The sequence below is a fragment of the Campylobacter sp. MIT 21-1684 genome (assembly GCF_026241315.1).
GTDB lineage: Bacteria > Campylobacterota > Campylobacteria > Campylobacterales > Campylobacteraceae > Campylobacter_D.
Genome location: NZ_JAPHNA010000007.1, coordinates 68,291 through 82,246 on the forward strand (window position 1 = coordinate 68,291; position 13,956 = coordinate 82,246).

General features: G+C 31.7%; 13 protein-coding genes and 1 pseudogene. 2 read left to right on the top strand and 12 right to left on the bottom strand.

The window, feature by feature from the left end; genetic code table 11:
- Positions 1-8 precede the first annotated feature (8 nt).
- From OQH62_RS04275 to OQH62_RS04290, 4 genes and pseudogenes are all read right to left on the bottom strand, one after another.
- On the bottom strand, positions 9-1,223 hold the full coding sequence (locus OQH62_RS04275; protein WP_266014253.1) for a saccharopine dehydrogenase family protein: 1,215 nt from the start codon (positions 1,221-1,223) through the stop codon (positions 9-11).
- Between the two features lie 44 nt (positions 1,224-1,267).
- On the bottom strand, positions 1,268-2,188 hold the full coding sequence (locus OQH62_RS04280) for an ABC transporter ATP-binding protein (RefSeq protein ID WP_266014256.1): 921 nt from the start codon (positions 2,186-2,188) through the stop codon (positions 1,268-1,270).
- A pseudogene (locus OQH62_RS04285) lies at positions 2,127-3,792 on the bottom strand (ABC transporter permease). Before OQH62_RS04285 ends, OQH62_RS04280 begins: the two are co-directional and overlap by 62 nt.
- Position 3,793: 1 nt before the next feature.
- On the bottom strand, positions 3,794-4,777 hold the full coding sequence (locus OQH62_RS04290) for a Fe(3+) ABC transporter substrate-binding protein (RefSeq protein ID WP_323053611.1): 984 nt from the start codon (positions 4,775-4,777) through the stop codon (positions 3,794-3,796).
- A 287-nt stretch (positions 4,778-5,064) separates the two neighbouring features.
- Between OQH62_RS04290 and OQH62_RS04295 the strand changes: the two genes are divergently transcribed.
- Positions 5,065-6,282: a putative transporter gene (locus OQH62_RS04295; protein ID WP_266014265.1), complete on the top strand. Its 1,218-nt coding sequence runs from the start codon at positions 5,065-5,067 to the stop codon at positions 6,280-6,282.
- Positions 6,283-6,373: 91 nt separating this feature from the next.
- Complete coding sequence (locus OQH62_RS04300) at positions 6,374-7,741, top strand: hemolysin family protein (RefSeq protein ID WP_266014268.1); 1,368 nt, start codon at positions 6,374-6,376, stop codon at positions 7,739-7,741.
- Here OQH62_RS04300 and OQH62_RS04305 read toward each other — a convergent pair.
- From OQH62_RS04305 to OQH62_RS04340, 8 genes are all read right to left on the bottom strand, one after another.
- A complete protein-coding gene (locus tag OQH62_RS04305) occupies positions 7,738-8,247 on the bottom strand; it encodes a DUF2393 family protein (protein WP_266014271.1) in 510 nt (169 codons plus the stop codon). The genes OQH62_RS04300 and OQH62_RS04305 overlap by 4 nt on opposite strands.
- A complete protein-coding gene (locus OQH62_RS04310) occupies positions 8,247-8,777 on the bottom strand; it encodes a DUF2393 family protein (protein ID WP_266014274.1) in 531 nt (176 codons plus the stop codon). Before OQH62_RS04310 ends, OQH62_RS04305 begins: the two co-directional genes overlap by 1 nt.
- A gap of 14 nt (positions 8,778-8,791) precedes the next feature.
- Positions 8,792-9,850, bottom strand: coding sequence for a prohibitin family protein (locus tag OQH62_RS04315; protein WP_266014276.1), 1,059 nt, complete (start codon positions 9,848-9,850; stop codon positions 8,792-8,794).
- A 10-nt stretch (positions 9,851-9,860) separates the two neighbouring features.
- Positions 9,861-10,775 (bottom strand): branched-chain-amino-acid transaminase, encoded by a 915-nt coding sequence (ilvE, locus tag OQH62_RS04320; RefSeq protein ID WP_266014279.1) that lies wholly within the window; start codon positions 10,773-10,775, stop codon positions 9,861-9,863.
- 81 nt (positions 10,776-10,856) lie between these two features.
- On the bottom strand, positions 10,857-11,711 hold the full coding sequence (locus tag OQH62_RS04325) for an ATP-grasp domain-containing protein (protein WP_266014282.1): 855 nt from the start codon (positions 11,709-11,711) through the stop codon (positions 10,857-10,859).
- Entirely contained in the window at positions 11,689-12,132 is a 444-nt protein-coding gene (locus tag OQH62_RS04330; RefSeq protein WP_266014285.1) for a plastocyanin/azurin family copper-binding protein, read from the bottom strand. Before OQH62_RS04330 ends, OQH62_RS04325 begins: the two co-directional genes overlap by 23 nt.
- Positions 12,125-12,916, bottom strand: coding sequence for an ABC transporter ATP-binding protein (locus OQH62_RS04335; RefSeq protein WP_266014288.1), 792 nt, complete (start codon positions 12,914-12,916; stop codon positions 12,125-12,127). Before OQH62_RS04335 ends, OQH62_RS04330 begins: the two co-directional genes overlap by 8 nt.
- Positions 12,910-13,956: FecCD family ABC transporter permease (locus OQH62_RS04340; RefSeq protein ID WP_266014291.1), on the bottom strand; the 1,047-nt coding region annotated here is incomplete at its 5' end. The genes OQH62_RS04335 and OQH62_RS04340, both read right to left, overlap by 7 nt.

Here is a 13,956-nt window from a genome sequence, read left to right on the forward strand (position 1 = left end):
AATCAAAGCTATAACTCTTCATCTCCTAAACTTGGTTTCATTTCTATAATCTTCCAAGGCAACCCTTGTGTATTGAGCTCACTCATAAAAGCTTGGGCATTAAATTCTTCCATATTAAACACCCCTTCTCCTTGCCAAATTCGCTTAGCAATAAGTTTAGCACCTATCATAGCAGGAACCCCGGTTGTGTAGCTTACCGCTTGAGCACCAGTTTCTTTATAACATTCTTCGTGATTACATACATTATAGATATACACTTGCTTCTCTTTGCCATCTTTTTTTCCACGAATTACACAACCTATATTCGTATATCCCTTTGTTCTAACACCCAAACTTGCAGGGTCAGGTAAGAGAGTTTTTAAAAATTCAATCGGGACTATTTCAACACCTTGATGTTGCACAGGTTTAATCCCGAGCATTCCCACATTTTCCAAACATTTCATATGAGTAAGATAATTTTGCGAAAAAGTCATAAAAAAACGTATCCTTTTCAAGCCTGTGATATTTTTTACAAGACTTTCAAGCTCTTCGTGATATAATAAATAGCTCTCTTTAACACCAATTTCAGGATAGTCCCATTGCATATGTATTTGCATAGGATCAGTTTCTATCCATTTGCCTTTACACCAATACCTGCCTTTAGCTGAAACCTCTCTTAAATTAATTTCGGGATTAAAATTTGTAGCAAAAGCATACCCGTGATCACCTGCATTGCAATCTAAAATATCAATAAAAAAAATTTCATCAAACAAATTTTGAGCCGCATAGGCACAAAAAACATTTGTTACACCCGGATCAAATCCACTTCCCAAAAGTCCTAAGATTCCAAGTTGTTTGAATTTTTCATTTCTTTCCCATTGTTTTTTGTATTCAAATTTTGCTAAGCTTGGATGTTCATAATTTGCCGTATCAATATAATGAATTTTAGTCTCTATACAAGCATCCATAAGAGTTAAATCTTGATAAGGCAAAGCCAAATTAAGCAAAATATCTGCCTTTGTTTCTTTAATGAGTTCTACCACCTCTTGCATATTATCAGCATCAACTTGTGCAGTTTGTATCTGCACCGCTAATCTTTCTTTAATGAAACCTGCTATTTCATCACATTTGCTTTTTGTTCGACTTGCTAAAATAATATGCGTAAAAGTATCACTATTTAATGCAGCTTTAAAAGTTGCTACTCGCGAAACTCCACCTGCGCCTATAATTAAAAGTTTGCTCATCTATATCCCCAATAAAATATTTTCAATATTCTATCAAAGTTAAACTACAATTCTCTAGTAATAATATCAAAACTTATTCTTTCACCAAGTGCATAACTTGAACTTACAAGCATAAAAAAACAAATATGCTTATAGGCAAGTTTTAATCTATAATATGCTCCTAAAAATTCCTTTTCTACAAGTTTAGCTTCAAAACTGCCACCAAGCTTAATATCAGTATAAGAAAAAATACAATTTTTCGAAACAATCCAAGCAAAAAATTCATCATCACAATCAAGTTCTTCTTCGATAATATTAAGATTTGGCAACAAAGAAGCACTTTTTTTATTTTTTGGCGAAAAGAAAAGTTTTTTAGGATCATTGTAATCGACTATATTTCCTTCGTGTAAAAGAGCTATTGTATCTGATATATTATAAGCATCTTCAATATCGTGTGTTACCATAATAGCAGAGATACCCTGTTGCCTAATAAGCTTTTTTAACTCATTTCTCAAATCATTTTTCAAATTTTGGTCTAAATTTGAAAAAGGTTCATCAAGTAAAAGCAGATCACATCCTCTTGCTACAGCTCTTGCAAAGGCAACTCTTTGTGCTTGTCCTCCTGAAATTTCATCAATTTTTTTCTCTTTAAGACTAGAAATTTCAAAAGTCCTTACAAGCTCATCAAGTTTTGCTAATTTTTCCTCTTTTTTTAAATCATATAAAGCAAAAAGGATATTTTCTGCAACATTTAAATGTGGAAATAAAGCATAGCTTTGAAACATCATTGCTATTTTACCTTTACATTGGTATTTATCATACGAGCTTGCTTTTTCAAGCCCTGCTATAATTCTAAGCAAAGTACTTTTTCCACCTCCGCTTTCTCCTAAAATGCTTACAATCTCACCTTTTTTAATATCTAAATCAATGCCTTTTAAAACGGCTATGTTTCCAAAATTTTTCTTTAAATTTCGAATTTCTAACATTCTTTTTCCTTACTCAAACTCTGTATCCAAACAACTGCAAGCAAAGATAAAAGTACTATACAAAGCGAAGGCAGTGCTGCATCATAAATTCTTTCATCACTTGCATACCAAAACGCTTTCACCCCTAAAGTTTCAAAACCAAAAGGAGTAAGCATACGACTAAGCGGCAATTCTTTTATAGTGTCAATAAAAACAATAATAAAAGAAAGCCATAAAAAATGCTTTAACAAAGGAGTATGGATTGAAAAAAACAAGGTTTTAAAACTTGGCTTAATAAATAAAGAAACTTCATCACTTTGAGTATGAATTTTACTATATCCTCCTTCTAAAGAATACAAAGCTGTTGCGACAAATCTTATCATATATGCAAACAAAAGAACGAGTAAAGAATGTCCTAATAAAGCTGTATCAAGCATATCACCTAAAAGAGTAAAGACTATCATTACACTTACTCCAATAGCAGCACCGGGTATGGCATATCCCAAAGAACTTGTTTTCAAAAGCACAACAGAAAAGAATTTGTGTTTTGAAATTCTTGCAACAAAACTTAAAAAATAAGCTACAATTGTAATAATCACAGCACTTATTGCAGCAAGCATTAAAGTCTTAAAAAGAGTACTATAAAATTCGCTTTCGAAAATTTTTGCATCTTGCAAACCCCAATATAAAAGCCAAAGAAAAGGCAAAATAAACCCTAGTAAAGCGATACAAAAACAATAGAAAAAAGCAAAAAAAGATTTTACTTTACTTAAAGTTCTTTTTTGAATGAAAACTTTTAAATTTTGATTAAAGCTATATTTTTGTTTGACTTTGTATAAATACTCAATATACATTACAATGAAAACAAAAACCATTAAAAATCCCGACAAAACAGCGGCAGAATAAGGATCGCCTAAATCATACCATAGTTTAAAAATCCCTGCTGAAAAAGTATCCACTCCATAATACGCAGAAGCTCCATAATCGCTTAGAGTTTCCATAAAAACAAGCATTAAACCTGACAAAATTGCAGGTTTTGCACTTTTAATCGCTACTTTAAAAAAAATTTGAAATTCAGAATAACCAAATGTTTTGGCTACCTCTAAAAGCTGTACAGCTTCGCTTTTAAACGCAGTCTTTGCAAACATATAAACATAAGGAAACAAAGAAATACTTAGGACAAAAATCGCTCCATAAATGTTAAAAAAATCAACCCTAAAACCAAAAATTTCATAAAAAATACTTTGATAATCCATAATGCCAACATAAATAAAAGCCAAAATATATGCAGGGATAGCTAAAGGCAAAACAAGAAGTTTTTCTAAAAGTCTTGAACCACAAAATTCAAATTGCGCAACAAGATACGCACAGCTCACTCCTAAAATCAAGGAACAAAAAAGTACGCCAAATACAACTAAAAAAGTATCTTTGATAAACCTTATAAAAAGATATGTAAAGAAATGGTGCAAATTATCTTTTATGCTTGTAAGCTGGGATGGATTTTCAAACCAAAGGTTTTGAAAAAAGACAGAGAGAAGCTCACCAAAAATACTTAGAACAGGCAAGCATAAAAAAAGGGCGATACAAACCGCCACGATTTTTAGTGCTTTTAAAGAATAAGTCATTCTATCTAAAACCTACCTCATCATAGATAACAACAGCTTTCTTAACATTATCAGCAATTTTACTTAAAGGAATTTCATCCTCTTTAAATTTTCCAAATGCTTTTACCGTATCACTCAATTCTACATCATTTCTAATTGGGAATTCGTAATTAATATCTGTAAGAATTTTTTGAATTTCAGGAGTAAGCATAAATTCCATAAACCGTTTGGCTTCTTCTTTATTTTTACTTGATTTTGTCATTGCAATACCACTTACATTGATATGGGTACCTCTACCATCTTGATTTGGGAAAATAATACCTAAAGCATTTCCAACTTCAACATCTTTTGGATTTTTAGAATTCTTTAAAAGCCCTATGTAATAGGTATTCATCACTGCAAATTTGGCTTCACCAGCAAAAACTTGTCTTGCTTGATCTCTATCACCACCCTTTGGAGGAGTTGCCAAATTATCAAGTACTCCTTTTGCCCATTTTCTTGCCTCTTGCTCTCCATCATTTGCAATAATAGAAGCAAGTAAGGTTTTACTATATGGCGCAGTTGCACTTCGCATTACTATTTGTCCTTTAAATTCATCTTTTAATAAATCCTCATAATTCTTTAAATTACTAATATCTGTGTTTGCATTTTTATTATAAGCAATAATTCTAGCTCGTTTTGTAATAGCAAACCATTGCTTATCTTTATCTCTAAGATGCTCTGGTATATTTTTTTCTAAAAAAGCTGACTCTAAAGGAGCTAAAAGCCCTGAATTTTTTGCTTCAGTAAGGTTGGAAATATCAGCTGTAATAAAAATATCCGCTGGAGATTTTTCACCCTCTAGTTGCATTCTCTTAATAAGTTCTGATACCTTTGCTTGAGTATGATTGACTTTAATACCTGTTTGAGCTTCAAATTTTTTAATAATCTCAAAGTCAGCATCATAATGTCTAGCAGAATAAATATTAAGTTCAGCTGCAAAGGCTAAAGAAGCAAAATTCAACATTAAAATACTAATAACTTTTCTCATAATTACCTGCCTTAATGAGAAGATCTATGTGTTTGAGTGCTGTCTGAATTTTTTTGACTTTCAGTGCAAGCAAAAGCCGAAATGGCAACGCAAAGTAAAAGAAAAACGAACTTTTTCATTTATATCTCCTTGATTAAAAAATTTTTGATAAAAAATATTACTATTATTTTTTAAACAAAAAAGGATTTTGTAAAAAATTTAATCTTTTGCTATATAATTTTTTCAAAATGCTCTATGGTAAAATATTTAATTAAAGGTTTTTAATGTTTTCATCTTTTTTTCTTTCTAAAAAGTGGTTTCTATGGGCTTATATGGGCTTTTTTTTTACTCTTGTTTTTTTATATATACAAACAAGCTTAAATGTCGCTATTAATGAATGGTATAAAGACTTTTATAATGTTTTGCAAAAGCCACACCCGATACAAACAGAACTTTTACAAGAAAATAATCCAAACGATATCAATCAAAAAAAACTTCAAGAACAAGCAAATGAAAACGCTAAAAAGGCTTTAGAAGGAGCCAATTTTCTCAATAAATCCTCACTTGCTTACTACCAATTTTTGCTCAAAACATTCTTTCAAACTCAAAGCATAGCGATGAAACAATATTATGATATTAATGATTTTTACACGCTTATTATTGTTTTTTTATGTATCGCTTTGCCTTATGTAATTATCGCAACTATTAATATTTACTTTGCAAGCATTTATGCTTTTAAATGGCGTGAAGCGATGACTTTTTCATATTTACAATTTTGGAAAAATAAAGATGACAATATAGAAGGAAGCTCACAAAGAATTCAAGAAGATACATATAATTTTTCAAAAATTGTCGAAAGTTTAGGACTTGCTTTCATAAAAGCTTTAATGACTTTAATTGCTTTTATACCTATATTATGGGGGCTAAGTGGTTCAGTTAGCGAGGCTTTATTAAGCGGTATTGATACTGATTCTACTTGGTATTTTTTAAGGAATGTTGATGGATTGCTTGTCTATGTTGCCCTTTTTATTTCTTTAGGTGGTTTATTCATCTCTTGGTTTATAGGTATTAAACTGCCCGGGCTTGAATACAATAATCAAAAAGCTGAAGCTGCCTTTAGAAAAGAACTTGTTTTTGCCGAAGATAACCGCCAAAAATACGCAAAAAATGAAACAATGTTTGAGCTTTTTACAGGATTAAAATTAAATTACAAAAAACTTTTCTTGCATTATGGATACTTTAATATTTGGCTTATTTTGTTTGAACAAATAATAATTATTATCCCATTTTTAGCAATGGCTCCCAGTCTTTTTACAGGAATTATAACTCTTGGTGTAGTGATGCAAATCAATAATGCTTTTGATCAGGTACGTTCTTCTTTTAGTGTTTTTATTACAAATTGGACTACCATCACTCAATTAAGAAGCATTTATAAACGTTTAAATGAATTTGAAATGAATATAGCCTATAAAAAGGGTTGTTTAAAAAATAAAATCAAATGAATTTGAACAAACAAAAAGCTCTTTTTTGAAGTAAAAAATTTATTACCAAAATTTCGCTATAATTTCTAATAAATTATACTAAGGAGTTTCGTTGGACCCCGGTCAGTTTTTAGACTTAAATCAAACTCTTCCTGTTCAAACAAGCTTTGATATAGGATATTCTTTCTTAATGCTTTTCATTGCACTCATTTTGGTATTTTTAAATGGTTTTTTTGTATTATCTGAATTCAGCATTGTCAAGGTTCGTCGCTCTAAACTAGAGGAAATGGTAAAAGAGAAAAAAACTGGAGCCAAACAAGCTTTAAAACTTAATTCTCAACTTGATACTTATCTTAGCGCTTGCCAATTAGGAATCACCTTAAGTTCTCTTGGACTAGGGTGGATAGGAGAACCCGCATTAGCTGCAGTAATTAGCACTCCTCTTTTAAACCTCAATTTCAATCCCATACTTATTCATACAATAGCTTTTGTGATAGCTTTTAGTATAATAACGCTCTTGCATGTAGTTTTAGGTGAGCTTGTCCCAAAAAGTATAGCTATAACTACAGCTGATAAAGTTATACTTTGGATAGCAAAACCTTTACATCTTTTTCGTATAATTTTCTCCCCGTGTATTAAAATTTTTGATTTTCTAGCAAGTCTGACATTGAAAATTTTTCATCTCAAACCAGCAAAAGAACACGAGCTCACTCACAGCGAAGAAGAAATTAAAATTATAGCAAGCGAAAGTCAAAAAGGCGGTGTTTTAGATGAATTCGAAACTGAAATTATTCGCAATGCTGTAGATTTTAGCGACACAGTTGCAAAAGAAATTATGACTCCTCGTAAAGATATGATTTGTCTTAATAAACAAAACAGCTATGCTCAAAATATGCAAATTATTTGCGAACATAAACATACAAGATTCCCTTATATAGATGGTTCAAAAGATAGCATAGTAGGACTTATTCACATTAGAGATCTAATACAAAATGAACTCAATGGAAAAAGTGAAAATCTAGAAATCTTCGCAAAACCTATGATTTTAGTTCCTGAAAATATTAGCATTTCAAAAGTTCTAGTAATGATGAATACGCAACGTTCTCACGCTGCACTCGTTGTTGATGAATATGGTGGTACAGCTGGGATTTTGACTATGGAAGATATTATCCAAGAAGTACTTGGAGAAATAAAAAGTGAGCACGAGGAAGACAGCTATCACAAACTTGCTGAAAATATCTATGAATTTCAAGGCAGATGTGATATAGAAAAAGTTGAAGAACTGCTTCTTATAAGTTATGATGATTTAGAACAAGTTACAATCGGTGGTTATGTTTTTAATCTTTTGGGTCGTTTGCCTGTTGTTGGAGATAGAATTGAAGATGAACTTTGTTATTATGAAGTAAAAAAGATGAATGGAAATTCTATAGAACGGGTTAAAGTAGTGAAAAAAAATAATACTACGACTGAAGAAAATTAAATACATTTTAAAGTGTGATAAAACTCAGGATCATTAAAGCTTGGAGGAAACGGAACTTGGGTTGAAAAATCTTTATAAGTTTTTCCCGGAAGTCCATCTGCAATTTCTATTGTATAAGACACACTCGTATTTTGCATTTTTGCATTTTCAAGATTTTTCTTTTCGAAAATCTCACCGCCAACTAGCTTTTTATTAACTATATTAAGCATTAAATAACATTTTCTAATATGAAAACGTGTTAGATTTTCCACTCTAGCGCTAACAATAAGACTTTCTTGACGTAAATTTCTTGTATAAGTAAGTTTGCTAAGACTTGCTTGTATTGTGAATTGATTAAGAGTTAAAAAAAGAGAATACATCAAAAGAGCAGTAAAAATTGTCGTTATAGTATAAAACATAAGAGCAATTTCCCTTTGTTTCACTTTAAGAAAAATAAGCCCGCAAACTAAAATAAAACAGACAATTAAAAGAATTGCAACGATAATATGAAAAATCGTAAATTGCACTAGAAACACTCCGATTTCATACGAAGAGTGTAATTGTTCTCATAAATAAAATTATCAAAGGCTATTCTTTGAAACTGCGTCATACTTTTGTTTAAATCTTTAAGTACAGTACTCTTGACTCTATAAGGAATAAATCGATGTTTCATTTCTGTCAGAAAAGTATCTTGGGGGAGTTTATCTTTGTAAATTTTTGCAGTAACCTTGCAAGTTTTAAAATTATGTTTTGAAGTATTTGCAATAGTAAAGTCAATAATTAAAGCTTGAGAGTTATGCATTTTTTTCTGCTCGCTAATAGTAGTATGTCTGCTTCTGACTTGATAGTCGATAAATTTATAACCGTAAAGAAATACAAAAAAACATAGCACTATGTTTAAAGCCATAATTATTAAAGCGATAATTGTTCTGTGTCGTAAAAAAACACATAAGAAACAAATACAAGTGAAAAGAAAAAATACTAAGAGAATGAGCATATAATCAACCAAATATAAATGGTTGATATAAAAAAGCACAAGTTTTTTCAAGCTTTCCACTTGTTTTTCCTAGACTAATTCAAATTTGCTGAACTTTGCTTTTTTATGTCTTTTGTATCAACCCAAATATTAGGCACAACACCACCAGGTGTTAGGAAAATTTTAGCATCAGGATTACTTTTCAACGCTTCATTAAATTTACCTTGCACTTCAATTTGTTTCAAATTTAATAAAGGATTGTTAAGACTATTAGCAACTTCTTTATTTGCAAAAGCTTGAGCTTGTGCTTCTATTTTAATAGCATCTGCTTTTCCTTTTGAACTAATAATAGTCGCATTTGCTTCACCTTCAGCCAAAGTAGCTTTTCTGATAGCTTCTTGTACGGCACGAACAGCTTCTTGTTTAGCAATTTGCACCTTTTCAATTTGTTCTTTTACTCTTGGTGGAAGTACTATTTCTCGCAACTCAACAGACTGTAAGTGTACAGGTTCATTGTCTAAAGAAGAAACCGTTTTTGTTACTCCCTCTCGTATGAGTTCGGCTATTGCATTACGATTTGCCGGTAATGTCTCTGCTGTATATTGTCCTATAACACTTTGGACTATGTTGCGCACAGTCGGATCTATAATCTTGTTTTCCCAATTTAAATTCCAATTTGCTATTGTATTTGGTACTTGAGTTGGATTAAGATTATATTTTATAGTAATATTCACAAGCACAGTCAAACCATCTTTATCAAGTACAGGAATGCTATTTCTGTTAATAATACCCGTGCCTGTTTGTAAAATTTCATTTCCGCTGTCAAGGGAAGTATAAGTCATTTGTCTTTGCCTTGTATCAACTATAATAATTTTTTGAAAAACTGGAACAAAAAAATGCAGTCCTGATTTTAAAGGTGTAGGATTATAGCTTCCAGTTGTAACCTTAATACCCATTTCTCCTTCATTGACAATGGCAAAAGGTTTTGCAAGCACAAAAATAAGTACGATAATAATAAGCGTATAAACAAGCGGTGAAAATTTCCCAAAGCCTTTAAAATTAAATTCGGGAGTTTTAAAATTAAAATTCTGACGAGTGTTTCTGTTAGAATTTCCATTTTTTTTATTAAAATAATCATTTAAATCAGCAGGCATCTTTTTTCCTTTAAATATAAGTTAGCATTGATTGATATTTGTCATTGCGCCCATAAACAATATCAAAATAAGCATCTTGAATTTTTTTTGTTACTTCACCTCTTGTTCCATTGCCTATAACTCTTGCATCTACATTGTTAATAGGTGTTATTTCAGCAGCAGTTCCGGTGAAAAATGCCTCATCGGCAGTATAAACTTCATCTCTTGAAATTCTTTGACATAAAAGAGGGATTTTCAAATCTTGAGCAATTTTAAAAACTGTGTTTTGAGTAATGCTTTTTAAAGAGAAATCATTTGGCGGAGTAATCAAAATCCCATCTTTAACAATAAAAAAGCATTCTCCAGTGCCTTCAGCAATAAAACCTTCTTCATCAAGCATAAGAGCTTCTTCATATCCTGCTTCAATGGCTTCAAATTTTGCCATTTGTGAGTTAAGATAATTTGCACTTGCTTTTGCTTTTCCCATAGAAGATTTCACACTGTTTCTTACAAAAGAGGAAATTTTAACTTTAATCCCTTTTTTCAATCCTTCATCACCTAAATACGCACCCCATTCCCAAGCAGCTATACCTACTCTTACAGGAGCCTTTATATGATAAACCCCCATAACACCTTCACCTAGAAAAATTAAAGGTCGAATATAAACGTTGTTTTGGAATTTATTTAATCTTAAAAGCTGAATTTGTGCATTTTCAAGCTCTTCTTGCGAAAAAGGAGAAGTTAAAAGATTTATTTTGGCAGATTCTAAAAGTCTTTTTGTATGCTCTTTGAGTCTAAAAATTGCCAAACCTTTATCTGTTTTATAAGCTCTTGTTCCTTCAAAAACAGCATTCCCATAATGCAAAGAATGTGTTAAAAAATGCAAAGTGGCATCTTTAAAATCAACAAATTTTCCATCGAGCCAAATTGTATCTGATTGTATCATCAACTTACCTTTATGTGTTTTCAAAAATTTTGGAAATTTGAAGGCTGATTGTATCAAAAATATACTAACAAAGAAATATATTTACAACTTTTTAGTTAAATGATTTACAAAAGATTCTAAACCTTTGCTATGGAGACTAAAATACAAACAAGGCTCTAAAAGCTCAACTTCACTAAGAAAAACAGAATGGTCTTTTTGAGGCAAAATATCTACTCTTGCATATAAACTTTTTTCATCTAAAAGTTTTAAAGCCTGTTTTGCAATTTCAATCCATTTTTTAGGAACACAAGCAAGAGGAGTAATTTTTACTTGATAGCGTGAATTCGCACGCCAATCATCTTGAACATTTTTTTGCACAGCATAGGCAAATTTCATCTTAAAAAACACCAAAGAGCATTCTCCAAATTCTCTAACACTTTTTATAAAAGGTTGAACTATGGCTCCGTATTTAAATTCTTCTTGCGTAGGATTTTTCTCACTTAAAAACCGCACTCCATTTCCACTCTGTCCTACTAAAGGCTTAATAACAGCTGTTTTAAAACTGCATCTTTGTAACGATACTTCCCAAATATCATCTTTATAAAGAAAAGTACTTGGAACAACAGGCAAGGATTCGTTTTGCAAAATTTTGAGATATTCTTTAGATGAATTCTTGCGCAGAGTTGCAACAGAATTAAAAATACGAATCTTTTGTTTGTCTAAATGCTCTAAAAAATTTAAAAAATCCTTATAATAGAGACTATAATCCCACATTCCAAGAGGCAAAAGAACATAATTTTCATTTAAAGAATCAAGCCCTAACTCTTGCCATAATGCAAATTCACATTTAAAGCCAAGAGAATTGAGTCTATGATGCAAAATATTTAATTCTCGATTCCCTTGAGGATATGCTTTACAAGTAAGAATTATAAAATCATTCTTGTATTTTTTTTGCATACTCGTTTAAACGTCCTTTGTTGGTTACCGCTCGATGCTCAATGGCTGGCAAAGCTTCTTTTGCTTGATTTAAATTCAGTGCCCTTCCCACTTGAATAATACCGCTCATATTCATCACTTGATGTGGTGGGCAAACATACACATAAATACCTTCTTTCTCGAAAGTAACACTCATTGCTTCATTAATCTTACCCTCAAACTGACTTACTCCATCAGGAACAATAAGACTTTTTGCCCAATGTCCTTTGCTTGCAGGCACAAAAGTAACAGAATCTCCGGACTCAATATGTAAAAAACCCGGTTCAAATACCATAGTACTACCATTTTCACCTATATTTAACATCTTTACTTCATAAGTTTTTGCAAAAGCTTGAAAACTCAATGCAAGCAAAAAAAACACTATTATAAAACATTTATTCATTTTTTCTCCTTTTAATATGATTTGATACTCCTTTAACAAAAACGCAAGGAAGACTATTATCATCATAAAAAATATCTGCTTGGACAGCATAAATTTCTTTAAGAAGTTCCTTAGTTATGACTTTTCTTGGCTTACCTTTAGCTTTTATCTCACCTTGATACAGCAAAACAAGTTCATCAGCAAACTGGCAAGCTAAAGATAAATCGTGCAACACTAAGATACTAAGCAATTCTCTGCTCTTTGTTTGCATTCTAACCTGTTCAAGCAAAATGCATTGATAATGCATATCCAAAGCGCTTACAGGTTCATCAAGTAAAAGTATCTGCGGTTGCTTTAAAAGCACACTTGCAAATAAAAGCATTTGCCTTTGACCACCGGAAAGTTCTGAAATATTCCTGTGAGCCAAAGCTAAAATACCTAATTTTTCCATCATATTTGTAGCAAGCATAATTTGTTCATCGCTTATATACAAACCTAGATTGTCCATAAGTCCGAGCAAAACAAGATCTAAAGCGCTTAAATTCAAATCAACAAAATTGTCTTGAGGCATATAAGCAAGTTTCTTTTTCCAAATCTTTTTTTTCATACCACATACATCTTCACCTTTAAAACGTAAAATACCACTAAAGGAGAGTTCGCCAAAGATTGCTTGGAGTAAAGATGACTTTCCTGTCCCATTAGGACCGAGTATAGCATACACTTTTCCTTTTTCAAAGCATAAATGAATACTGTCAGCAAGACATATATTTGAACGAAACAGAGTAAAATTCTCTAGCTTTAGCATATTTTTCTCCTAGAAAAAATAATCCAAAAGAAAAAAGGCACTCCAATCAATGCAGTGATAATGCCAACAGGAAATAAAGCTCCTATAATAAGAGTTTTAGATAAAACAGAAGCAACAGATAAAAAACTTGCTCCAACAAAAATAGCACTAGGCAAGAAAAATCTTTGATCTTCTCCGACCAACAGTCTTGCAATATGAGGCGACACAAGTCCTATAAAACCTATAACTCCAACAAAACTAATAGCAGTAGCACTCATAAAAGAAACAATCGCAAGAACTTTAAAACGCAAAAAAACTAAATTCACACCCATACTTTTTGCTCTTTCTTCGCCAAGTCTCAAAGCTGTTAAAGCCCAAGTATCAGTTAAAAGCAAAATAATACAAACAAAACTCACTATACTAAGTATGGTGAGATTCGTCCAATTTGCCTTTAGCAAACTTCCAAAAAGCCAAAAAAGAATTTGCTGTGAGATTTCAGGAGCGCTTAAGTATTGTACCAAAGAGAGGAGAGCTTGAAATAAAAACAATAAAGCAATACCTACAAGTATAAGCATAGTAGAAGAAAATCTCGTTGAAGAAGCAAAATAAAACAAAATACAAGCCGCTAACATAGTCATACAAAAAGCCCCTAAAGGCACAGCAAATACTAAAGAAAATCCAAAAGAATCAAAAGCTATCACTAAAGAAGCACCAAATCCAGCCGCAGCGGCAAGTCCTAAAGTATAAGGACTTGCCATAGGATTATTAAGCAAGGTTTGAATTTCAGCACCTCCAGCTCCTAAAGTTCCACCAACCACTAAAGCCATCAAAGCCATAGGAAGTCTTAAATCCCAAACAATCACTAAGGAAGTTTTATCTACATCACCACCAGAAACAGGATAAAATAAAACATCTATTACCTCCTTAGGAGTAAGCATAGAAGGACCTGTTGCTATATCAAAAACCAAAGAAAGACAAGCAATACAAACAAAAAATACAATAATAAGAAATCTTTTTGTTTCTCTTTTTCTGTATTGTAAAAGTGCGTATTCTTGTGTTTC

Bases quoted from the DNA above. Each gene is read 5' to 3' on its own strand.
- OQH62_RS04275 (WP_266014253.1), bottom strand. From the start codon at position 1,223: ATGAGCAAACTTTTAATTATAGGCGCAGGTGGAGTTTCGCGAGTAGCA.
- OQH62_RS04280 (WP_266014256.1), bottom strand. From the start codon at position 2,188: ATGTTAGAAATTCGAAATTTAAAGAAAAATTTTGGAAACATAGCCGTT.
- OQH62_RS04290 (WP_323053611.1), bottom strand. From the start codon at position 4,777: ATGTTGAATTTTGCTTCTTTAGCCTTTGCAGCTGAACTTAATATTTAT.
- OQH62_RS04295 (WP_266014265.1), top strand. From the start codon at position 5,065: ATGTTTTCATCTTTTTTTCTTTCTAAAAAGTGGTTTCTATGGGCTTAT.
- OQH62_RS04315 (WP_266014276.1), bottom strand. From the start codon at position 9,850: ATGCCTGCTGATTTAAATGATTATTTTAATAAAAAAAATGGAAATTCT.
- ilvE (WP_266014279.1), bottom strand. From the start codon at position 10,775: ATGATACAATCAGATACAATTTGGCTCGATGGAAAATTTGTTGATTTT.
- OQH62_RS04325 (WP_266014282.1), bottom strand. From the start codon at position 11,711: ATGCAAAAAAAATACAAGAATGATTTTATAATTCTTACTTGTAAAGCA.
- OQH62_RS04330 (WP_266014285.1), bottom strand. From the start codon at position 12,132: ATGAATAAATGTTTTATAATAGTGTTTTTTTTGCTTGCATTGAGTTTT.
- OQH62_RS04335 (WP_266014288.1), bottom strand. From the start codon at position 12,916: ATGCTAAAGCTAGAGAATTTTACTCTGTTTCGTTCAAATATATGTCTT.